This is a genomic window from Nitrincola sp., assembly GCF_048264025.1.
Taxonomy (GTDB): Bacteria; Pseudomonadota; Gammaproteobacteria; order Pseudomonadales; family Balneatricaceae; genus Nitrincola.
This window is the reverse complement of record NZ_JBLXDN010000012.1, coordinates 76,008-96,893: the sequence shown is the minus strand read 5'-3', so window position 1 is coordinate 96,893 and position 20,886 is coordinate 76,008. Positions and strand designations below refer to the sequence as shown.

Annotated in this window: 18 protein-coding genes and 1 tRNA gene; 3 read left to right on the top strand and 16 right to left on the bottom strand. The window is 55.9% G+C overall.

What is annotated here, in order from left to right; genetic code table 11:
- Window positions 1–163: 163 nt before the first annotated feature.
- The 11 genes from ACN0R1_RS10900 to rpsU form a co-directional block, all read right to left on the bottom strand.
- Entirely contained in the window at window positions 164–4,873 is a 4,710-nt protein-coding gene (locus ACN0R1_RS10900) for a hybrid sensor histidine kinase/response regulator (protein ID WP_417582713.1), read from the bottom strand.
- 28 nt (window positions 4,874–4,901) lie between these two features.
- Window positions 4,902–6,716: a methyl-accepting chemotaxis protein gene (locus ACN0R1_RS10895; protein WP_417582711.1), complete on the bottom strand. Its 1,815-nt coding sequence runs from the start codon at window positions 6,714–6,716 to the stop codon at window positions 4,902–4,904.
- A 10-nt stretch (window positions 6,717–6,726) separates the two neighbouring features.
- Window positions 6,727–7,290, bottom strand: a complete 564-nt coding sequence (locus ACN0R1_RS10890) for a chemotaxis protein CheW (protein WP_417582709.1) — start codon at window positions 7,288–7,290, stop codon at window positions 6,727–6,729.
- On the bottom strand, window positions 7,283–7,648 hold the full coding sequence (locus ACN0R1_RS10885) for a response regulator (RefSeq protein WP_417582707.1): 366 nt from the start codon (window positions 7,646–7,648) through the stop codon (window positions 7,283–7,285). Before ACN0R1_RS10885 ends, ACN0R1_RS10890 begins: the two co-directional genes overlap by 8 nt.
- 20 nt (window positions 7,649–7,668) lie before the next feature.
- Window positions 7,669–8,823 carry a response regulator gene (locus tag ACN0R1_RS10880; protein ID WP_417582705.1) on the bottom strand — a complete coding sequence of 385 codons (1,155 nt, stop codon included), beginning with the start codon at window positions 8,821–8,823 and terminating at the stop codon, window positions 7,669–7,671.
- A gap of 239 nt (window positions 8,824–9,062) precedes the next feature.
- On the bottom strand, window positions 9,063–10,100 hold the full coding sequence (locus ACN0R1_RS10875) for a diguanylate cyclase (protein ID WP_417582703.1): 1,038 nt from the start codon (window positions 10,098–10,100) through the stop codon (window positions 9,063–9,065).
- Window positions 10,101–10,317: 217 nt separating this feature from the next.
- Window positions 10,318–10,394 (bottom strand) — tRNA-Ile (locus ACN0R1_RS10870).
- Between the two features lie 60 nt (window positions 10,395–10,454).
- On the bottom strand, window positions 10,455–12,302 hold the full coding sequence (gene rpoD / locus ACN0R1_RS10865; RefSeq protein ID WP_417582701.1) for an RNA polymerase sigma factor RpoD: 1,848 nt from the start codon (window positions 12,300–12,302) through the stop codon (window positions 10,455–10,457).
- A 174-nt stretch (window positions 12,303–12,476) separates the two neighbouring features.
- Entirely contained in the window at window positions 12,477–14,324 is a 1,848-nt protein-coding gene (gene dnaG / locus ACN0R1_RS10860; RefSeq protein ID WP_417582699.1) for a DNA primase, read from the bottom strand.
- A gap of 39 nt (window positions 14,325–14,363) precedes the next feature.
- Window positions 14,364–14,807, bottom strand: coding sequence for a GatB/YqeY domain-containing protein (locus tag ACN0R1_RS10855; RefSeq protein ID WP_417582697.1), 444 nt, complete (start codon window positions 14,805–14,807; stop codon window positions 14,364–14,366).
- A 45-nt stretch (window positions 14,808–14,852) separates the two neighbouring features.
- Complete coding sequence (gene rpsU, locus ACN0R1_RS10850) at window positions 14,853–15,068, bottom strand: 30S ribosomal protein S21 (RefSeq protein ID WP_417582695.1); 216 nt, start codon at window positions 15,066–15,068, stop codon at window positions 14,853–14,855.
- Between the two features lie 168 nt (window positions 15,069–15,236).
- Between rpsU and tsaD the strand changes: the two genes are divergently transcribed.
- Window positions 15,237–16,265: a tRNA (adenosine(37)-N6)-threonylcarbamoyltransferase complex transferase subunit TsaD gene (tsaD, locus tag ACN0R1_RS10845; RefSeq protein WP_417582767.1), complete on the top strand. Its 1,029-nt coding sequence runs from the start codon at window positions 15,237–15,239 to the stop codon at window positions 16,263–16,265.
- 36 nt (window positions 16,266–16,301) lie between these two features.
- Here tsaD and plsY read toward each other — a convergent pair whose 3' ends face one another.
- Window positions 16,302–16,883, bottom strand: coding sequence for a glycerol-3-phosphate 1-O-acyltransferase PlsY (plsY, locus tag ACN0R1_RS10840; RefSeq protein ID WP_417582693.1), 582 nt, complete (start codon window positions 16,881–16,883; stop codon window positions 16,302–16,304).
- Window positions 16,884–16,993: 110 nt separating this feature from the next.
- Here plsY and folB point away from each other — a divergent pair, with 110 nt between their 5' ends.
- Both folB and folK read left to right on the top strand, forming a co-directional pair.
- The gene (gene folB, locus ACN0R1_RS10835) at window positions 16,994–17,350 is read left to right on the top strand and encodes a dihydroneopterin aldolase (protein WP_417582691.1); all 357 of its coding nucleotides are present in this window, start codon (window positions 16,994–16,996) and stop codon (window positions 17,348–17,350) included.
- Window positions 17,350–17,871, top strand: a complete 522-nt coding sequence (gene folK / locus ACN0R1_RS10830) for a 2-amino-4-hydroxy-6-hydroxymethyldihydropteridine diphosphokinase (RefSeq protein ID WP_417582689.1) — start codon at window positions 17,350–17,352, stop codon at window positions 17,869–17,871. Before folB ends, folK begins: the two co-directional genes overlap by 1 nt.
- On the opposite strand, the gene ACN0R1_RS10825 is transcribed toward folK, so the two are convergent.
- The 4 genes from ACN0R1_RS10825 to ACN0R1_RS10810 are packed head-to-tail and all read right to left on the bottom strand — an operon-like array spanning window position 17,857 to window position 20,865.
- Entirely contained in the window at window positions 17,857–18,597 is a 741-nt protein-coding gene (locus ACN0R1_RS10825) for a pteridine reductase (protein WP_417582687.1), read from the bottom strand. The two genes, folK and ACN0R1_RS10825, sit on opposite strands and share 15 nt — an antisense overlap.
- Window positions 18,594–19,724: a hypothetical protein gene (locus ACN0R1_RS10820; RefSeq protein ID WP_417582685.1), complete on the bottom strand. Its 1,131-nt coding sequence runs from the start codon at window positions 19,722–19,724 to the stop codon at window positions 18,594–18,596. The genes ACN0R1_RS10825 and ACN0R1_RS10820 overlap by 4 nt, the downstream gene beginning before the upstream one ends.
- Complete coding sequence (glpE, locus tag ACN0R1_RS10815; RefSeq protein WP_417582683.1) at window positions 19,724–20,041, bottom strand: thiosulfate sulfurtransferase GlpE; 318 nt, start codon at window positions 20,039–20,041, stop codon at window positions 19,724–19,726. The genes ACN0R1_RS10820 and glpE overlap by 1 nt, the downstream gene beginning before the upstream one ends.
- Window positions 20,041–20,865 carry a symmetrical bis(5'-nucleosyl)-tetraphosphatase gene (locus ACN0R1_RS10810; protein ID WP_417582681.1) on the bottom strand — a complete coding sequence of 275 codons (825 nt, stop codon included), beginning with the start codon at window positions 20,863–20,865 and terminating at the stop codon, window positions 20,041–20,043. Before ACN0R1_RS10810 ends, glpE begins: the two co-directional genes overlap by 1 nt.
- Window positions 20,866–20,886: the final 21 nt, after the last annotated feature.

The window sequence follows — 20,886 nt, the reverse complement described above, 5'->3', positions numbered from 1 at the left end:
GGACGAACTCCAGTCAGTTGAGTAGAGGTTAACGGCGACCGGCGGACGCCGATACACTATAACAAAAAGTAGTAATTTATACCGTTTGAGGAAGGAGGAGTCCACCGTCTCCGCCGTGCATCAGGAACTGAAAACACGGCAGAGGGTGAACGAAAACAGCGGGTTAGAAAAGAAGTTTCTGTACCTGGTCGAGTACCTGAGTTTCGGTCCAGGGCTTGGTCAGATAGGCGGAAACCCCCGCCGCTTCTGCTTCACCACGGTGCTTGTGGGTAGATCGTGAGGTGATCATCACCACCGGGATATTGTTGTACTGCCTGCTGTTGCGCAAAATCGCCGCCAGTTCCATGCCGCTCATGCGTGGCATCTCCAGGTCGGTGAGCACGATAGCGGGAGGCTCCTGACGAATCTTGTCCAGCGCATCCAGACCATCAATCGCGGTGCGTACCTCGTAACCGCTGTCACTGAGCAAGGTTGCCAGTGTCTTACGGGCGCTGAGAGAGTCATCCACCACCAATACTTCCGGCAGGTGCAGGTTAAACTCGGGCTCGGCCAGTTCAGCTACCGGACTCAGCGCCGAATGACGCTGACGAATGCGGCCCTGCAGGTCGACGATGGGGGCAACGCTGCCATCCGCCAGGATGGTGACGCCGGGCACACCCGGGATATCCGGCAGGTGTTCGCCCATGGATTTGAAAACCTGTTCACGGTGGGCAAGTACTTCGGGTACCAGCACCGCCGCTTTTTCACCCTGATCCAGTTTAACCAACAGGATCGGGAACAGGCGCTTACCGGTATAGTCTCCCGGTTTTTCGCCCAACAGAGTTTCCAGAGTGTAGGCGGGGTAGGTGCCTTCGTCTGTCGTAAACGTCATGCCATCGTCGGTGGTTGTAAGCTCACCGTCAGCAGACAGCAGGCTCTGCTCAATGGTATGGCTGGACAGTGCATGGATGCGTTTGTTGGCACTGCGTACCAACAATGTGTGCACCAGCAGTGAGGATGCTGGCAGAGCCAGGTCGAACCGTGTCCCTTCACCTTGTACAGAGTGAATACTGATCGTGCCCTGCAGGCGGGTCACCTGCTGGTACACCACGTCCATGCCGATGCCACGCCCGGATAGCTGGCTGACCTCGTCGCGGGTTGAGAAACCCGGGATCAGGATCAAACGCTGAGCTTCGTTGTCGGACAGTACTCGGCCACCTTTAAGAAGCCCCTTACGCTCGGCTATTTCCTTGACGCGGGTGACGTTGATGCCGCCACCGTCGTCGCTGCAGCTCACCTGTACCTGGTTCTGTGCCTGGCGGAAACTGATGGTCAGGGTGCCCGTCTCGTCCTTGCCGGATTCGGCACGTACGTCAGCGGCTTCCAGACCATGATCCACGGCATTACGGATGATATGCATCAGCGGGTCGGCCAGTTGGCCCAGTACCTGGCTGTCGATCAGGACGCCTTCACCCTCGATAACCAGGTTGGCTTCCTTGCCCGCCGCACGGCAAGCCTGGCGCATGATACGCTGCATGCGTGAGCTGAGCGTTTTGACCGGTACCAGGCGGGTGTTGAGCACGTTATCCAGTGACTCTTTCTGCAGGTTGGTCTGGGATGCGTGCATTTCGTCCAGATGACGAATATGGTCGGCCATTTCACGGCCCACCTCGCGAACGTCCGCCACCGCTTCCTGAAGCTGTGACAACGTGGTATGCATGCTGTGGTAACGGTCCATCTCGAGTGGATCGAAATGGCTGTCATCACTGCCTTCGGTCGGGTTCAGGGTGAAGTAATCCTGCAACTGCTGTTCGATATCGAACATCACCTTTTGCAGGATACGCTGGCGCTCACGGTTGGCGCGTGCCAGTCGGTGCATTTGGTTGAGACGATCATCCAGCTGGGCATTCAGGGTGCTGGATTCACCGGCAATTCGGAACAGGTTGTCCAACAGACTGACGGGAACGCGCAATTGCCCCTGTTCGCCGCCACCTTGAGCCGCCTGTTTCTGCTCAGACGGTTGTTCATCCTTGGCAACAGCGGGTGCGGCCTTGGGTGTGCGTTTTTTCTTGCCAGAGAGTGCCTGGCCAGCGGCTTCTATGCCTTCGGTACGCAAGCGATAGAACCAGTCCATCATGCTCTGCAGTACTTCAAGCGCGCCATCCGGCGCCGGTTCTGCTTCGCTGATGGATTCACTCATCTGGGCCAGGCAGTCGGTGGCTTCTGTCAGGTCTTCCGCCAGCTGAGGACCGGGCAGGGTCTTGGCATCGGTGAGGACTTCCAGCACGTCTTCCATGCAGTGAGTCAGCTTGGCCAGACCACGAATGCCAGCCATGTTCGCCAGACCCTTGATGGTGTGGGCCGCACGCTGGGCGCTCAGCAGAGAGTCTGTTTGCTGTTCATCCAGCACGGCTTGCAGGTGCTGCTGGAACTCATCCACCAGCGTCGGCAGTTCGTCATAGAGCATTTCCAGCAGCTGAGGATCGATGTCATCCGCAATGGATAGTTCGATGTCCTCGGCGGTGGCCTGAGGGTGCTCGATATCTTCCGGTGCCTGGATACCGGCCAGTGCCAGCAAACCGGTAATGAAGGCGGACTGCTGTGGGTCAGCGTGGGCCGGCAGGCCTGTATCGCTGATGGCGTCGACCAACTGGTCACGGTTGCCTTTATCACCCAAATCAGCCAGATGTGCCTGCAGGGCTTCAAGGCAGTGGGTAAAGTGGGTGTGTTCGAACACTTCCAGCGGCTGCTGGCGCTGCTCCAGATACTCCAGATTGCGACCCAGGCCTTCAAGTACGGTGCGAATACCGTTCAGGTGAACGGTTCCACAGGCGCGTTCCAGCGGCAGCAGGGCTTCCTGACTGGCAGCCAGCAGTGCCGAGTTGGAGTTGGGTTCGGTCTGCTCCCAGAGCTGCGTCAGTTGCAGTAGTGTGGCTGACAGCATGGCCAGAATCTGCGGATCGACCTTGGGACCAGCCTGCTCCAGCAGGCTCATTTCGACCTCACAGAAGCTTGGCAGCGCTAATGCCACTTCTGGGACTTGAGGCTCGGGTTCGGCCTGCAGGGGGGGCTGAGCACTCGCTTCAGTGTCAGTTTCAATGAAGGTTTCAACGCCTTCTAAGGGCTGTGCAAAACTCTCGGAGACCAGACTTTGCAGTTCTTCGGCGTCTTCGGGATCCAGCGGCGTTGGCCAATTGCTGTCGGACAGCAGGGATAGCGCCTGAGTGGCAGACTCTGCGGTGGGGTTTTGCACCAGCAGGTCCAGCTGCTGGCAAAGCGCAGCGACAATCGGAGGATTCAGGTCGTCCAGCGCTTCGCTGCCTTCACCCGCCAGCGCGAACAGATCCGAAATCAGCGTTGGCGCCATATCGGCCATCGCTTCGCTTAGCTCCAGCAACTGTTCGGACAGTTCTGCGCCGGTTTGGGCCGAGTGCAGTGCATTGACGGCAGGGCCTATCAAATCATCGGGCTCTGTGGCGGTAACCGCTACCACCGGCTCCAGATCGTCTGCGGTATCAGCGGCCAGAAACTCGGCATCGATCAGTTCCTGTAAACCTTCCTGGTCTTCAGGCTCAAGAGGGGCCGGCCAACTTGAGTCGCTCAGCATAGCCAGCGCCTGAGTTGCCGTTTCATGGCTGGGCTCCTCCAGCAACCGATCCAGCTGTATCATTAAGACGGGCAGGGCGTCTCCATCCAGTGATTCCAGGCTGCCACAGAGTTCAGCTGCCAGAGCGACAAGGTCAGACAGCAGCGTGGGCTCACGCTCGACAAGGGCTTCACTCAGTTCCGCCAGTAACTCGCTCAGCGCTTCGGGCTCTGCACAGGCAGCGAGAGCTGAAGTGGCAGGACCTGTCGGAGCGATTGCGTCCGTTTCATTGGTTTCATTGTCAGTGTCTGCTATGAGGGTAGAGGCCAGGTCGTGTTCCTGATCGATCTCAACCTCGGGCTCCAGCTCTAACGAGAGCACCGGTTCCTGAACAGGTTCCTGAGCCAGGTCCAGTTCGGCACTGGCCGAATCGGTCAGGAAGGCTTCGTCGATCAGCGCCTGCTGTTCGGCCCGGTCTTCAGGATCCAGGGGTTCAGGCCAGGCGTCATTGCCGAGCAGTTCGAGCGCAGTACTGGTGCAGGGGTGGTCAGGTGTGTCCAGTAGCTGGTCCAGTTGAGAAGCCAGGGTAGGAAGGATCTCAATGTCCAGGCTTTCCAGAGAAGCGATCTGCTCTGAAGCGAGCGCAAACAGGTCAGAGATCAGTGGCGGATCTTGCTCGGCGAGAGACTCGCTCAGGTCCGCCAGCTGTTCACTGAAAGTCTCGGGGCCATCAGCCTGTTGCAACGCTTGGGTCACAGGACCGGGAAGTTGAGAGGGCGTATCCGAGGCCCAGCTTTCTTCAGCTTGGTCAAACACGGTAACGTCCAGCATGTCAGCTGCATCAATCGCAGTCTCAACTACAGAATCGGTCATTTCAGGTTCGATGTCTGTATCCGGCGTCTCGGTGGCTTCGACTTCCGTTTTCGCATCGGTGGTTGAGCCTGCAAGCAGGAGTGGCCAGTCCTCTTCCAGTAGCTCCGGAAGCGCCTCAATATCGTCCGTTTCCAGAGGGGCTTGCCAGATGTCGGCTGTGAGGATGCTGGCTGAGGCAGTCAACAGATCCTCCAATGACATCTGCTTGCCGGGCGCACCCAGAATCATGCCAAGCGCAGCCTGATGTTCGGGCGTTAGCCCTTCCTCTTCAGCCGTAACCAGCTCGGATATCAGGGCCAGTAAGTCGCCCATTCCGGAAAACTCGGCTTCCTGGCATTGTTCAGACAGCTCGGCCAGGGTCTCGGCCAGCTGCTCCGTCGGCTGGTCGAGCTGATCGCAAAGCGACGTCAGCTGGTCGGCCAGCGTCGGATTCATACCGCATTCCTCCATCTGCCGACGTCCCTCAGTCTTCTACCTGGTGCTGCAGTTTGAACACGCTGATTGATCGTTGCAGTTCGTCGGCGGCGCCTACCAGACGGGAGGACAGCTGTTTCTGCTGCACCATCTCGCTGTTGGTCGCCTGAGTGAAGGCGTTAATACTGTCGGCACGCTGGCGCAGGCTCTGGGCCAGCTTGGCCTGACCGGTCGCGTTCTGGGCGATACGGACTACCGACTCTACCAGTGACTGAGTGGTGCTACGGGTTTGCTCCATGTGCTCACCGGCTTTTTCGGCCAGGCGAGTACCGGTGACAACGTCCTCGATCGCGGTGTTGATAACGTGGATGGTATCGGCGGTTTCCAGCTGGATATTGTTAACCAGGTTCTCGATTTCGGCGGTTGCTTCACGTGAGTTTTCCGCCAGACGTTGTACCTCGTCTACCACCACCATCAGACCACGACCGGCTTCACCGGCAGAGGCAGCGTGCATACTCGCGTTCAGTGACAGAATGTGGGTACGTTCGGAGATGTTGTTGATCAGGTTGATGATACCGCCGATCTCCTGAGAACGTTCACCTAGACGCTTGATACGCTTTTCCGCCTCGTGGATGGTCTGGCGCATCTTGTTGATACTGTTGATGGTTGCCGATACTGACTCTTTCGCAGTCTCGGAAGTGCTGATTGCCTGCTGGGATGCAGTGTTGGATACACTGGCCAGTTTGGAGATCAACTGCATGGCATCAATTGCCGAGTCCAGACCTTCCAGCGTGGCGTTGATCTCTTCCTGCTCCTTGTTGGCCTGTTCCAGTACCGCTTCGGACTGGCTCTTAACCTGTACGGAGGAGGTGTTGACCTCTTTGGTGATATGGCTGACTTCCAGCAGTACCTTCTCGATCGATTGGGTCAGCTGGTTGATGGAGTCGGCGATGGCGCCCGTGATGTCTTCTGCTACCGGCACGCGGACGGTGAGGTCACGCTGACTGATTTTGAATACGCTCTGAATCAGCTCAATGATGGAATTGTTGAGCTTCTTGTTCTCTTCCGCCTGTTTGGCCAGCGCAGTTTCCTTCTCGTCCAGCAGCATGTCGAGTACGTTAGCCATCTGGCCCAGCTCGTCACCACTTTCCAGACGGGTACGGGCTTCGGTATCGCCGCCACGTACAGCATCCACGGTTTTCTGAATACGGCGCACAGGGTCAAGTACCCCGTATTTAACGATGGCCAGCGCAACGGCCATGGCCAGACCCAGAATAACCAGAGAGGCAAAGAACAGCTTGATCATCTGCGCCGTATCGGCGTTACGTTTTTCGCTGTCTTCGTCGGCGTACACGGATGTCAGCAGCTGAAGCTGCTCGTTCACTTCGCGCAAGTCGACCAGTGCCTGGCCGAAGCTTTGCTGCAGTGACGCAATCTCGCTACCCGGAGTAGGGGTACGCAGATTGACGCGGTTCAGGGTGGCCATTTTCTCGCTCAACTGCAGCTGATCCAGTCGTTGCTGAATATTCTGGCGATCAGCGTTGGAACGCAGGTGCGGCAGCAGCGCAGTGAGTTCATTGTTCAGACGAGTTGCGGAGACAATGAACTGCTTGAGGGAGTTGTTGCTGGGTGACAGGCGTGCGTTGGTGAGGGCTACCTGGGCATCCGCCAGCGAAAGGTCAAGCTGGCTGGCATCTTCAGCCAGCTGGCGCGTTTCGCGGCTGACAACCTGCGCTCGCTCATCGATCAGGATGGTTTGGTAATAGGCGACAGCGATTGCGACGATGCCGATAACTAGCAGAACACCGGCAACCGCAAACTTGATCCCCATGCGAAGGTTTTGTAATTCCCAGAAAACTGGCATGGTGCGTCCCTCATGAATTGTCTTGCACTTCGGCTTTCGCCACAGGCTGATGAAAGTTATTTTTTAAATGATTCAGTAGCGCAGTATGGTCGATTTCAACCCAGTACTGTCCCTGGCTGCTATAGCCGGTACGGGCAAACGCCTCAAGCTCCGGGTAACGGGGAGGCGGTGTCTGATCCATATGTTCAGGGTCTGTCAGCACCGTGGGGAACTGCTCCAGCAAAATCCCGGCGGTGTGGGGCTGACTTCCGAACAGAAGGATGTAGACGGTCTGGCGACGATCAACCGGGGTGCCGGTTAGCCAGTATTGGAGGTCATACACGGGTACGGTATGACCTCGGTTATTAATAAAACCGCTGAACCAGGGGGGAGTATCTGGAATGGCGCAGATCCTGGCGCCGGAGGCGATCTCCGAAAGCACGCTGGCAGCCAGCAGCATGGGCTGCTCGGCCACCAAAAAACCGTGGCGTACCTCACGATACTCGCCCATACCTTCGGGTGAACTCAGCAGAGTATCGTTTTCGTTGGCAAAAGGGCTTGGTCGGGTATTGAGGATATCCTCGGTATCAGCCATATGCTTCTACCTGCTCCAGAATATCCTGCTCGGTGAAGGGTTTGGCCACCACGGCCGATGCGCCTTGTAACTGTGCCCAGACCTTGTCAGCGTCCTGGTGCTTGCTGGAAACAATAATGACCGGAATGTGCTTGGTGGTATCTCCAGTCGTGATCTGGCGGCAGGCGGAAAAGCCGTCAATCCCGGGCATTACAATGTCCATGAATATCAGGTCAGGGTGTTCCTGCTCTGCCATGTTTACGCCTTGCTGGCCGTCTGAGGCAACCAAAACCTCTGCGCTGGTCTGACTTAGAATGTCACGCAGTCGCTGTTGGTAAACCGGATCATCTTCAACAACCAAAATTTTCTTTACCGACATGGGGTGTTACGTCCTTACTGTCACTGGTCCCGTTTGGATTGAAAGTCACTTACCCAGCGCGACACACGTTTGATCACCTTACGAAACTCTTCAGAGTCGATGGGTTTGGTCAGGTATGTGGAGGAACCTGCCATGATGCCCTTCACCTCATCCAGCGGAGAGGTTTTAGATGACAGCATGATGATCGGTGTCTTTTTCAGCGCAGGCATGGCACGCATTTTTGTGCAGGTTTCGAAGCCGTCGATCCCCGGCATCATGATGTCGAGGAAAATAAAGTCAAAATGCTTGGCGGCTACTTTTTCCAGTGCGGTTTCACCATCATCTGCGAAATCCACATTGATCTTCTGTTCCAGCTGAGACAACTCTTTAGCCAGTACCTGCTGCATCGGGTGGCTGTCATCGACAACCAGAACCGAGTATTCCATCTCTGATGCGGCGGCATCCTGCTCGGCTTTCTGGCGCTGTGCTTCTTCAACTTGTGCGTCGTACTTCTTGAACAGGTTGTCCTTGTCTTCCTGCGGCTCTCTGACCTGCTTCTCCGCAGCCGGCTGGGGCTGGGGTACGACCGGAGCCGGTTGTACGGGTGCAGGAGCTGGCGCGGGCGCTGCAGCCGCTGGTGCTTGAGTACTGTCTACAGAAGATGATGCAACTGGCTGTGCAGGGCTAGCTTCCGGCGCGGCTGGCGTCGGAGGAGTGCTTTCTGCAGCCGGGGTGGACTGTGCCGGTTTAGCCTCAGCTGTGCGATCTTTGAAAAAACGTTTGAACAGGCCTGTTGAGGCCGGGGCCGGCGCGGGTTTTACAGGCTCCGCTGCCGGTTGAACAGGTGTGGCAGCCGCACTTTGGGGCTCTGGTGGCTGAGCGCTGGCTGTGGCTGCGGAACCGGTTAACGGGTCGGTGCTGTCGATGATGCGCAGCACACGGGATGAAATAAAGGGTATTTTAAGGTGTGGGTGGCCGTTTGGCGGAGTGTTGCGGCTGGCAACCATCACATGACTGGCGGGAAGAGCAAAGCCGTTGGACTGGCCCAGGTTTTCTTCACCGAAAACAATCAGAAGGTCTACTTTTCCGCTCTCCGGAGCTTCTACCAGTTCATAGCTGCGTGTCTTGGATAAACTAAGAATACGTTGCAGCTTGATGTGTTGGTCGGCCGGGAATGCCAGGATCCCAATCTTCATACTGTTCCCTGCGGGCACTATGCTCGGCCGGAGGGCCGTGCTGTTATCAGAATGGCATCGTATTCAACCACGAAAACAATGCAGTTCCGTTACGTTTGTAGAAGATTTGCAGGATGATGACAACAAAAACCCGGTAATTACTGTGATCTTTTAGTTGGGTGTTGCGAAAAAATGACACTCGGGTTTTGTGGATTCAAATAGGTGTTTTTGTTGGCCTTCAGTTGCGCTTTCAGATTCTATTAATCTCGCCAGGAGGGCGGGACCAGGTCGTCGGGCAAGGCGGTGCAAACCTTGTTGCGGCCAGTTGCCTTGGCGCGATACAGAGCATCATCGGCCGCCTTGAGCCAGGAACGGTAGTTGGTTCCTTTCTGCTTTTGTGCAACGCCCAGTGAAATGGTGATCGGTGCCGAAAGTTCGCGGATCAGCTTGCTCTGTTCAACCTGCTGCCGAAGCCGTTCAGCCAAAAGTGAGGCTTGATCAAGATCTGTAGGGGTCAAAATCAAGAACTCCTCCCCCCCGTAACGGTAGACGCGTACATTCGAAGGCATCTTGGATTTAATCAGGTCCGCCAGCCGGGCCAGTACCAAGTCCCCTGTGGTATGGCCGTAGGAATCATTGATCTGCTTGAAGTGATCCAGGTCGAACATGATCAGACTGTAAGCGGTTGAGGGTGGGTCATCGCTATTGGCAACCTTGTTGATATGGTCATCAAGAGAGCGTCGGTTACCCAGTCCTGTGAGCGCATCCTGGAGGGCTTCCTGACTCAGTCGAGAGTTGTCGGCCAGCAAACGGGTTGAAAAGTTGAAACAGAAAAACGTAATCAGCAGAAAGCAGGCTGAATAGGTGAACAGTAGCTGGGGTTCGGCGATATTCCACACTGCATGGATACAGGTGAGATAAATAACGATGGCAACCAGAATCGCTTCCCAGCGCCTCGCCGAGAAGAATACGGCGACGGTTGCAGCATTGGACCAGAAGAGTCCGATAATACCGGTGTACTGGATAGTGATGAGCACGCCCAGCGTGTAGCTGATCGCAAATATGCGTGAGACCAGATGAAAATACTGATCCTTGCTGCCGATGTAAGCGATCACAACGAACAGAGTCGACAGGGTTAGATCAAAAACGCCCTGTGGGTACTCCTGTATTGTGAATCTCCAGATTCCCATGGGGGCTATCAGAGACGCAGCCAGCAGCGCCTGAAAGATCATAAAACCTTTCTTGGGATGGCTCTCGCGATATGCCTCCAGGGCTGATTGAATCAGTCCTACCTTCACAGGATTCCCCTTGATCCACTCTGACGCCTGCTCTTCTGATGGAGCCGCTGACATGAGCTTGCACGACTGTATCTGCTTTCATTCTATGCCCATAACGATGCGTTTGTAACGTGTGTTTGAATGCAATACAGAAAAATACCCGTTAATTTTTGAGGGTATTGTCGGGATCTGGGTGCTGGAGCGTAATTCTGAGAGGGGGTTGCAGTATCTGAAGGATTGGTGGGCCCACCAGGACTTGAACCTGGGACCAACGGATTATGAGTCCGCTGCTCTAACCAACTGAGCTATAGGCCCGAAAAGCAGCGCCAATGATAGCATGTCCTACCATTGGCGCAATATCATGAAAATAAACGATTATTCGTCGATGAAGGTACGCAGGTGATCGGAGCGGCTCGGATGACGCAGTTTGCGCAGTGCCTTGGCTTCGATCTGACGGATACGCTCACGGGTAACGTCGAACTGTTTGCCCACTTCCTCAAGGGTGTGGTCGGTGTTCATGTCAATACCGAAACGCATGCGCAGTACTTTGGCTTCACGTGCGGTGAGGCCAGACAGAATTTCACGTGTAGATTCACGCAGGCCTTCGCCAGTGGCTGTTTCAACCGGTGAAGACAGGGTGGTGTCTTCGATGAAATCGCCCAGGCTGGAATCTTCGTCATCGCCGATCGGGGTTTCCATGGAGATCGGCTCTTTGGCGATCTTCAGGACCTTACGGATCTTGTCTTCCGGCATTTCCATGCGCTCGGCCAGTTCTTCCGGCGTTGCTTCACGGCCCATCTCCTGCAACATCTGGCGGGAGATACGGTTGAGCTTGTTGATCGTTTCGATCATGTGCACCGGAATACGGATGGTACGGGCCTGGTCCGCGATGGAACGGGTGATCGCCTGACGAATCCACCAGGTTGCATAGGTTGAGAACTTGTAACCGCGACGGTATTCGAACTTGTCCACAGCCTTCATCAGACCGATGTTGCCTTCCTGGATCAGATCCAGGAACTGCAGGCCACGGTTGGTGTATTTCTTGGCGATGGAGATTACCAGTCGCAGGTTGGCCTCAACCATTTCCTTCTTGGCGCGACGGGCACGGGCTTCACCAATAGAGAGATCGCGGTTTACTTCCTTGATCTCGGCCAAGCTCATGCCAATACTTTCTTCGATCTGGCGCAGGCGGCGCTGTGCACGCTGCAGGTCAGGCAGGCTGCGTGCGATCGGAGCGGCAAACGGCTTGCCGCAGTTTACCAGTTCGTCCAGCCATTCCTGGCTGGTTTCGTTGCCCGGGAAAGACTTGATGAACAGCGGGCGCGGCATTTTTGCACGCTGGGTGCAGATGCGCATGATAGTGCGCTCCTGCTTACGGATGCTGTCGATGCAGTCACGCACACGCTCGACCAGCAGGTCGTAGAAGCGCGGGGACAGTTTGATCGGTGCGAATGCGTTTGCCAGAGACATGGCCGCAAACTCGATCTCGTCGGGCGAGCTGTTGCTGGCGATGACTGCTTTCAGCTGGTCGAGGGCGTCTTGAATCAGACCGAAGCGCTGACGTGCTTCTTCGGGATCCGGGCCGCGCTCTTTTTCGTCACTGGAATCGTCGCTGTCCTTGTCGTCTTCATCGTCATCGTCGTCATCATTCTGATCTTCATCATCGTCGATTTCGTCGATCTCTTCTTTTTCTTCGGCCGGAACGTCAGAATCAGGGTCGATGTAGCCACTGAAGATATCGCTCAGGCGGCCTTCTTCCTGTAGCACGCCATTGTAGGCATCCAAGATCAGGTCCACGCTGCCCGGGAAGCGGGACAGGGCCATCATGACTTCACGAATGCCTTCTTCGATACGCTTGGCGATGTCGATTTCGCCTTCACGGGTCAGCAGCTCAACAGTACCCATCTCACGCATGTACATGCGAACCGGGTCGGTGGTGCGACCAGCGTCGGACTCTACAGCAGCCAGTGCCGCTACGGCCTCATCGTCTGCTTCCTCAGCAGAGTCGCCGCCGCTCAGCAGCAGGTCTTCGGCATCGGGCGCTTCTTCAGCAACACGAATGCCCATGTCGTTGATCATACGGATGATATCTTCGACCTGATCTGGATCGGCAATATCTTCCGGAAGATGATCGTTAACCTCGGCGTAAGTAAGATAGCCCTGTTCTTTACCTCGGGCGATCAGTTCCTTAAGTCGAGACTGCTGTTGGGATTTATCTGACATAGAGCCCCTGCAACGAATGAAAGCTGATGTGACTGGTGGCGGAAAAGTGAGCGCGACATTATACCGAAAAGGGCTGTCGGCAGCTACAACTATAAGTGCCGCACCTGCGTAAAAAGTCTATTGATAGGAGAATAGACCAGAAATCAGGTGCTTGCTGAAGATTTGCCGCAACTCTCAGCTGTGTTGGTTGAGCACCAGCTGGCGCAGTGTTTGTTTCTCTTCTTCTGTTAATGGGGACTGGCGCGACTTTTTCAAGAGTTGATCCATTAGTGCCTCCTGGCGGCGCGCCAGAATGCGGTTCAAGGTTTCTTGTAAAAGGTGGGCGGCATTGGTGTCGCCGAGCACCGGATCCAGGTGAGAAATCTCGTTCAATAGCATCAGATCGGCCCTGCGTGCCTCGTCATCCTGCCAGTCTACCAGCAGGGTTCCCAAAGAACTTCCGGGTGTGTCCTGTAAGTACTCCAGCAGGTGAATCAGAACGCTGATATTGGGTTCGTCCACCAGGGTGAACTCGGCAGACTTGGGTGCCTGTGCCGCCAGATTGGGCTGATGCAGCAGTATCGAAATGGCTTGATTGACCAGATGGCGCGACTGCTGCTTGCGACGTGGCGCAGCGGTGGAGTAAGAGTCTGGGCCGCTGGGTTCTTCATAGCGAGGTGGTGCTGGTGTGTACTGCTCTACTGCGGCCGGTGGTGGGTTGTTGGGTTGAGTTACCTGGTGCAGATCTATAACACTGCTGAGTTGTTCCAGCGACAGACCGGTTATCTCACAGATGCGATCCATCATCATTTGCTTAAGCAGGCCCGGCTGCATGGATTGAATCAGGGGCAGTGCGGTATTGCTGAAGCGGGCACGGCCATCCATGCTGCTCAAGTCGGCTTCTTCGGTCAGCGATTTGAAGAAGAACTCGCTCAGCGGCAGGGCTTGGGTGACGCGCTGTCCGAAGGCGGTTTCGCCTTCCTTGCGTACCAGGGTGTCCGGGTCTTCGCCATCGGGCAGAAACAGGAAGCGTGCTTCCTGACCATCCTTGATGACGGGCAGGGTGGTATGCAAGGCACGCAATGCGGCTGTTCGACCGGCCTGGTCACCATCGAAGCAGAAGATGACCTCGGGGACGAGCTTGAATAGCCGCTCCAGGTGTTGGGCGGTGGTGGCGGTGCCCAGGGTGGCAACCGACCAGTGGATGCCGTGTTGTGCCAGGCTGACCACGTCCATGTAGCCTTCAACAATGAGCAGTCGGTCCAGCTGGTTGCTGTGCTTGCGTGCTTCGTAGAGGCCGTACAGCTCGCGTCCTTTGTGGAAGGTCGGTGTTTCGGGTGAATTCAGATACTTGGGCTTTTCATCGCCCAGGACACGGCCACCAAAGCCGAGCACTCGGCCTCGTACATCGCGGATCGGAAACATGATGCGATCGCGGAAACGGTCGTAGTGGCTGTCTTTTTCTTCGTTGTGGATCACCATGCCGGACTGCTCCAGCAGTTCAGTGGCGTTATCCACAGCGTTAAAATGTGTGAGCAGGTTGTCCCAGCCGGGCGGGGCGTAACCGATCTCGAATGCGGCGGCTATCTGGCCGCTGAGTCCGCGTTGTTTGAGGTAATTGACGGCGCGCTCGCGTTCGGATGATTGGCGCAACTGCTGCTGGAAAAAGCTGCTAGCTTGCTCCAGTGCTTCAAATTGGCGCTTGAGTTGCTGTTCGCGCTGAGGATCCTGGTTGCGGCCTTCTTCGCGGGGCACGTCAATACCGGCCAGCTTAGCCAGTTCTTCAACGGCTTCGGGGAAATTGAGGCGGTCGTATTCCATCAGGAAGCCAAGTGCATTGCCGCCAGCACCACAGCCGAAACAGTAATAGAACTGCTTGTCGGGGCTTACGGAAAATGAGGGGCTTTTTTCCTTATGGAAGGGGCAAAGGCCGGAGTAGTTTTTACCTGCACGCTTGAGTTTGACGCGGCCGTCTATCACATCAACGATGTTGATGCGTGCCAGTAGGTCGTCAATGAAATGCTGAGGTATTCGACCTGCCATCTTCGCTCCGTTGCGGACAGGTCAGCGTGTAGCGGACCTTTAGAGTTTCTGTTTCACCAGTCCGGAAATCTTGCCCACGTCGGCTCGACCCTGGACCTGGGGTTTGATCAATGCCATCACTTTACCCATGTCCTGCATGGACAAAGCGCCGGATGTGGCGATGGCGTCATCAATAATCTGAGTGATCTCAGCATCGCTGAGTGGCTGCGGCAGGAAAGTTTTAATCACCTCCAGCTCCTGCTGCTCCTTAGCTGCCAGTTCGGGTCGCTCAGCCGCCTCGTACTGGGTAATGGAGTCTCGTCTCTGTTTGACCATCTTGTCCAGCACGATCAGGATACGAGCGTCATCGAGTTCGATGCGTTCGTCTACTTCGATGCGCTTGATCTCGGCCAGCATAAGGCGGATGGTGCCCAGACGTTCTTTGTCTTTGGCGCGCATGGCATCTTTCATCTGCTCTGTAATGGTGTTTTTCAGATCAGACATTGGGATGCTCCTTGGCTGGTTAGGTCAAATTAACAGAGGTATTGCTTAGTACAGGCGTACGCGACGAGCGTTTTCGCGAGATACTTTCTTAGCGTGACGCTTAACAGCAGCAGCTGCTTTACGCTTGCGGATAGAAGTCGGCTTTTCGTAGTGCTCACGACGACGAACTTCAGCCAGGATGCCAGCTTTTTCGCAAGAACGCTTGAAACGACGCAGAGCTACGTCGAACGGCTCGTTATCTTTAACTTTAACCTGAGGCATTGAATGCTCCTTTTGGTTGGGTGGGTATAGACCTATCGTAATGATAGAGATTAAGGCGGCATATTCTAGTGAAGCCACCTGTTCATGTAAAGCTATACAGGCTGTATTTTGCTGGCCACAGCAGGGATAATAGATGACTGATTGATCAGCTTTGAAAATGAGGCCGCTATGCGAGTGCTGGGCATTGAAACTTCCTGTGATGAAACCGGTGTGGCGCTGTATGACAGCGAGCGCGGACTCCTGTCTGATGCGCTCTACAGCCAGGTGAAAATGCACGCCGAATACGGCGGTGTGGTGCCCGAGCTGGCATCGCGTGACCATGTGCGCAAGCTGCTGCCTCTGATTCGGGAAGTGATGGCTAAAGCCAATCTGGAACTTAAAGATCTGGATGCTCTGGCTTACACCTCAGGGCCGGGACTGATCGGTGCGTTGATGGTCGGTGCATCGACCGGGCGTTCACTGGCGTTGGGCTTGGGTGTGCCTGCCATTGGTGTGCACCATATGGAAGGGCATTTGTTGGCGCCCATGCTGGAAGAAAACCCGCCTTCGTTTCCCTTTGTGGCGCTGCTGGTGTCGGGCGGTCACACCCAGCTGGTCAGTGTTAAAGGCATTGGCCAGTATGAACTATTGGGTGAGTCGCTGGATGATGCTGCCGGTGAAGCCTTCGATAAGGCTGCCAAGATGTTGGGTCTTGATTACCCAGGTGGCCCCCTGATTGCCAAGCTTGCCGAGCGTGGTACACCGGGACGTTATCGTTTCCCGCGTCCGATGACCGATCGTCCAGGGCTGGATTTCAGCTTTTCCGGATTGAAAACCTTCACTCTGAATACGGCGAATGCCGAGCGTGACGAGAATGGTCAGATCGACGAGCAGACCATGGCCGATATCGCCTTCGCGTTTGAAGAAGCCGTGGTGGAAACTTTGGCGATCAAATGTCGCCGTGCCTTGCAGCAGACCGGTATGAAACAGTTGATCATTGCCGGTGGTGTCAGTGCCAACAAGCGTCTGCGTGAACGTCTGGATGAAGTGGTTCGTAAGGAAAAGTCAGGCCTTTTCTATGCCCGTCCCGAATTCTGCACCGATAACGGTGCCATGATTGCCTATGCTGGCTGCCAGCGCCTGTTGGCCGGTCAGCACGCCGATCTGACCATTCTGGCGCGTCCGCGCTGGCCGATGGATACGCTGGATTCGATCTAAGCCTTCGTCGAAGTCTTAGAGAGCAGAGCGCCTTGATTAGAAGTGGCGCTCTCGACCATTCAGCAGCCTGCGAATATTGCCGCTGTGTGTCAAAATCAGTAGCACCGACATCAGGCTGAACGTCAGCGTTAATGAAGGCACGGTCAGGTAGCAGAACAGGGGCGCAACCGTGGCGGTGGCAATCGATGCCAAGGAGGCGATTCGCCCCAGCAGAAATACCAGCCCCCAAAATAGTGTCAGGCAAAACGCCAGGGGCCAGCTTAGCAGGAGCGTACAGCCCAGAGTGGTCGCAACGCCCTTGCCGCCTTTAAAGCGGGAGAAGATCGGGAACAGGTGTCCGCTGACCGCTGCCAATAGAGTCCATCCCTTAAGGCTGTCATCAGCTCCAGCCATAATTGCCAGCAAAATGGCGGCAGCGCCTTTGCTGAGATCGCCCAGCAGCGTCAGGGTGGCAGCCTGGCGACCACCTATACGCATCACGTTGGTGGTGCCCGGATTATGGGACCCTGCCTTGCGAGGGTCTTCAAGCCCCATGGCCTTGCATACAAGGATTGCACTGGGGATAGACCCCAGAAGATAGGCAATCAGCAGCAGTATCCAATCGGACCCTTCGGGCATAAATGACGTCCAGTCGTGCGCCGGTAATAACAGGCGTGGTAAATTAACAGTCTTGAAACAAGCATATACAAGCTCGAAGCGGGCCTCAATCGGCCCTCAGCGGAGGCAGGATGGATATCGTTTATATACGTGAGTTGGAAGTTGAGACCGTGATCGGCATCTATGACTGGGAACGCGAAGTGCGTCAGACCGTCAGCCTGGATCTGGAAATGGGTACGGATATTCGGGCGGCAGCGTCCACTGAAGATATCGAGCAGACACTCAACTACAAGTCGGTATCCAAGCGTTTGATCAGCTTTATCAGTGAAAGCGAGTTCCTGCTGGTCGAGACCATGGCGGAGGAGATTTCGCAGATTGTCATGAACGAGTTTGATGTGCCCTGGCTGCGCCTGCGCCTGAGCAAGCCCGGTGCAGTCCGTGGTGCCAAGGATGTGGGTGTGGTGATCGAGCGTGGAGAGCGCAGCTGATGACCCATGTGTACCTGAGCCTTGGCAGCAATAGGGACAGGGAACGCCATATTTTGGCTGCGCTGGACGCCTTGGCAGACCGCTTTGGCACCATCGAAATCTCGTCGGTGTATGAAAGTGAAGCGGTTGGATTTGACGGCACCAATTTTTACAACCTGGTGGTGGGAGTTGAGTGTGATCTGCCGTTAGCTGAGCTTTCTGCCTGGTTGAAGCAGGTTGAGGATGACAACGGCCGTGATCGGTCAGGTCCGCGTTTCAGCGGTCGTACGCTGGATATCGATGTACTGACCTATGGCGAGTTGGATCAGCCACAGGATGGCGTTCAGGTACCGCGTGATGAGATTACTGAAAACGCCTTTGTGCTGTTGCCGTTGGCCGAGATAGCGCCAGATCAGTCCCATCCGGTATTGAAACAGACCTATGCCGAGCTGTGGCAGGCCTATGATCGAGCGCAAAAGCTTTGGCCGATCGACTTCAGTTGGCGTGGACAGCAGGTTTCAAAGGCACTAACTGAAGATTGAGCGACCGCCATCGACGGCCAGAACCTGCCCGGTGATATAGCCGGCTGAGGCCAGAAATGAAACGGCCTCGGCGATATCCTCGGGTCGGCCCGTTCGCTCCAATGGGACCTTGAATAAAATGGCTTGGCGGGCATCCTCATCCAGCTCGGCGTCTGCCTCCGGCCAGAGGATGGCGCCGGGTGAAACGCCATTGACCCGCACCTCTGGGGCAAGCTCCTTCGCCAGGCTCAGGGTCATCATTTTGACACCGGCTTTGGCAATCGAGTAAATCGGGTAGCCTGATAGCCCGCGGTCGGCATGCACGTCGACCAGATTGATGATGCAGCCCTGGCTCTCCTTCAATAGCGGCGCCAGAGCACTGCTCAGGAAGAAGGGGCCGCGCAGATTACTGTTGATCAGCAAATCCCAGTCATCCTGGGCTGCTGTATCCATAGGGGTGGGAAAGAAGCTGGACGCATTGTTGACCAGTAAATCGAGCTTTCCCTGTTGGCGCACTTCAGTGGCCAGCGCTTCGACGGCCTGCATGTCGTTGAGGTCGGCTTGCAGGCAGATGCAAGAGTCTGTGCGCTGTGCATTCAGTGCCTGACATAAGGCCTCTGCCTCAGTGGCTGAATCGCGGTAATGCAGAATCAGATCATAGCCCTGCCAATGAAGCCGGCGTGCTATACAGGCACCGATGCGCCGTGCTGCGCCGGTGATCAGGGCGCGAGGTTTGGGATCGCTCACGCTTCCGGCTCCTGATACCGGTTGCAGCATTCCAGCTGGCGCTGCTGAATGGCTTCTCCCAGTGCCTTGCCAGTGTAACCCTCTGCCTGAATAGCCCGGTTATCGATGGCGGCGATCTGCGTGAGAACCGCTTGAATGCCTTGCTCTAACTGCTTCAGGTTGCATTTGGGGTAAAGGCGCGCGATCAGTGGCAGCAGGCGTATCAAACGTTCCGGCTGGCGCAGCAGGCTAAAGGCTTTCAGAGCTTCCAGACGCGCTGCGGCGTCGATTTGACTCATGTGTGCCAAAGCTTCAAGGCTGCCACGTACCTGCATGGCCAAGTCCTTGAAGCGGTTGGGTATGCGCCAGTGGCGGCAAAGCGCGCGAATGCTTTCCTGGGCGCTGTCCAAAGGTTCGTTTTCCGTCAGGCTGACCGCAAAGAGGGCAAAGCACTGCTCGCTGTCGAGATCGACTGAGGCTTCAGTCAGCAGCTGAAAGCGGTTTGGATTATAGTGCTCTGCGCCGGGCATCACTTTTTCCAGTGCGCCAACCATTTGCAGCAGGTTAAAGAAACAGGCCGGTGATCGGGTGCTCAGGGCGCGTTCGCACTCCTGCCAAACACGCTCGGGCGTCAGGTGTTCCAGCTCATCAGTGGCGCTGATCTCTTTCAGCAACAGCTCGGTTTCGGGCGCCAGGGTAAAGCCAAGATGCGCGAAACGGGCATAGAAACGTGCCACTCGAAGCACGCGCAGAGGGTCTTCGGTGAATGCTGGGGATACATGACGCAGCAGACGTGCGTCCAGATCGGCCAGGCCGCCACAGGGGTCGTGCAGTTGGCCGTCGAGGTCCTCAGCGATGGCGTTGATGGTCAGGTCTCGGCGCAGCAGGTCCTGCTCCAGCGTAACATCGGGGCTGGTGTGGAAAGTAAAGCCGGTGTAACCCTTGCCGCTTTTACGTTCGGTACGGGCTAGCGCATACTCTTCCGAGGTTTCCGGGTGCAGAAAAACAGGGAAGTCGCTGCCGACGGCTTTAAAGCCTTGAACACCCATCTCTTCGGGGGTCGCCCCAACAACAACCCAGTCACGGTCCTTGACCTCAAGGCCCAACAGGCGGTCGCGAACGGCACCGCCCACCAGATAGATCTGCATCAGCGTTCACAACGGTCCGGGCACTGGGCGCGCCAGGCTTCGAAACCGCCATCCAGGCTGTACACTTCATCAAATCCCTGATGTGCCAGATAGGCCGCCGCCGACTGACTGCTGATACCGTGGTAGCAGCATACGATCAGTGGCTTGTCGAAATCGGCTTGAGCCATGTAGTCGGGCATATTGTGATTGTTCAAATTATAGGACTGGCTGATATGCAGTTCCTTGTAGCTGCCTTCGTCGCGAATATCGACGATTTGGACGCCTTGTTCGATCAGTTCACAGGCCTGATCAATATTGATGCAGCGATACTCTGACATCATGTTTCTCCCGCTGTCTGGCTATGCAGGCAAGCTTGCGTGAAAACACAAGCGTCTTCAAGCCGATAAGCTGTAAGGGTATTACCCCAGACACAGCCACTATCCAGAGCAATAATCTGGTGCTCGCGATGAAAACCGAGAGCGGCCCAGTGGCCAAATAGTTGAATGCGCTTCAACGGCGTACGGCGTGGTTGACGAAACCAGGGCGAAAAGCCATCCGGTGCTGTATCGGGCGGTCCATTGCCTTTGAACTCCAGCTGTCCTGCCTCGGTGATAAAACGCATCCGGGTAAAGTAGTTGGTGATCGCTCTGAACCGGTCCATGCCCCTCAGGTCATCCCGCCAAAGATCCGGCTGGTTGCCATACATCTGATGCAGAAAGGCTTCGCACTCCTGTCCCTGCAATACCTGCTCCAATTCCTGAGCTAACGTACGGGCCTGCTTCAATGACCATATATGCGGTATGCCGGCGTGGGTCATGACAAAGCCCTTGTCCTTGTCATCGTGCAGAACGGGTTGATGTTTGAGCCAATGCAGCAACTCATCGCAATCTTTTGCCTGCAGTATAGGCTCCAGTGTGGGGTGAATCTTGCGGTCAACGCCCACTGAAAGCGCTAAAAGATGCAGATCGTGGTTGCCCAGCACGGTAACGGCCTGTGAGCCCAGGTCTCGGACGAAGCGCAGTGTTTCGAGAGATTCGGGGCCTCGGTTGATCAGATCACCGGTAAACCAGACCTGATCCTCCTGATTTAAGCCAACCTGGTCCAGCAGCTTGATGAGTTCAGAGTAGCAACCCTGAAGGTCGCCAATGACATAGGTCGCCATAGGGATTTCCGCAGCTCGAAG

Excerpts from the sequence above, each read along its gene's own strand:
- ACN0R1_RS10880 (WP_417582705.1), bottom strand. The coding sequence starts at position 8,823 with ATGAAGATTGGGATCCTGGCATTCCCGGCCGACCAACACATCAAGCTG.
- ACN0R1_RS10820 (WP_417582685.1), bottom strand. The coding sequence starts at position 19,724 with ATGCAGATCTATCTGGTGGGCGGTGCCGTTCGCGACCGCCTGTTGGGC.
- folK (WP_417582689.1), top strand. The coding sequence starts at position 17,350 with ATGACCCATGTGTACCTGAGCCTTGGCAGCAATAGGGACAGGGAACGC.
- rpsU (WP_417582695.1), bottom strand. The coding sequence starts at position 15,068 with ATGCCTCAGGTTAAAGTTAAAGATAACGAGCCGTTCGACGTAGCTCTG.
- folB (WP_417582691.1), top strand. The coding sequence starts at position 16,994 with ATGGATATCGTTTATATACGTGAGTTGGAAGTTGAGACCGTGATCGGC.
- dnaG (WP_417582699.1), bottom strand. The coding sequence starts at position 14,324 with ATGGCAGGTCGAATACCTCAGCATTTCATTGACGACCTACTGGCACGC.
- tsaD (WP_417582767.1), top strand. The coding sequence starts at position 15,237 with ATGCGAGTGCTGGGCATTGAAACTTCCTGTGATGAAACCGGTGTGGCG.
- ACN0R1_RS10895 (WP_417582711.1), bottom strand. The coding sequence starts at position 6,716 with ATGCCAGTTTTCTGGGAATTACAAAACCTTCGCATGGGGATCAAGTTT.
- ACN0R1_RS10885 (WP_417582707.1), bottom strand. The coding sequence starts at position 7,648 with ATGTCGGTAAAGAAAATTTTGGTTGTTGAAGATGATCCGGTTTACCAA.
- rpoD (WP_417582701.1), bottom strand. The coding sequence starts at position 12,302 with ATGTCAGATAAATCCCAACAGCAGTCTCGACTTAAGGAACTGATCGCC.
- ACN0R1_RS10810 (WP_417582681.1), bottom strand. The coding sequence starts at position 20,865 with ATGGCGACCTATGTCATTGGCGACCTTCAGGGTTGCTACTCTGAACTC.
- ACN0R1_RS10900 (WP_417582713.1), bottom strand. The coding sequence starts at position 4,873 with ATGAATCCGACGCTGGCCGACCAGCTGACGTCGCTTTGCGATCAGCTC.
- plsY (WP_417582693.1), bottom strand. The coding sequence starts at position 16,883 with ATGCCCGAAGGGTCCGATTGGATACTGCTGCTGATTGCCTATCTTCTG.
- ACN0R1_RS10855 (WP_417582697.1), bottom strand. The coding sequence starts at position 14,807 with ATGTCTGATCTGAAAAACACCATTACAGAGCAGATGAAAGATGCCATG.
- glpE (WP_417582683.1), bottom strand. The coding sequence starts at position 20,041 with ATGTCAGAGTATCGCTGCATCAATATTGATCAGGCCTGTGAACTGATC.
- ACN0R1_RS10890 (WP_417582709.1), bottom strand. The coding sequence starts at position 7,290 with ATGGCTGATACCGAGGATATCCTCAATACCCGACCAAGCCCTTTTGCC.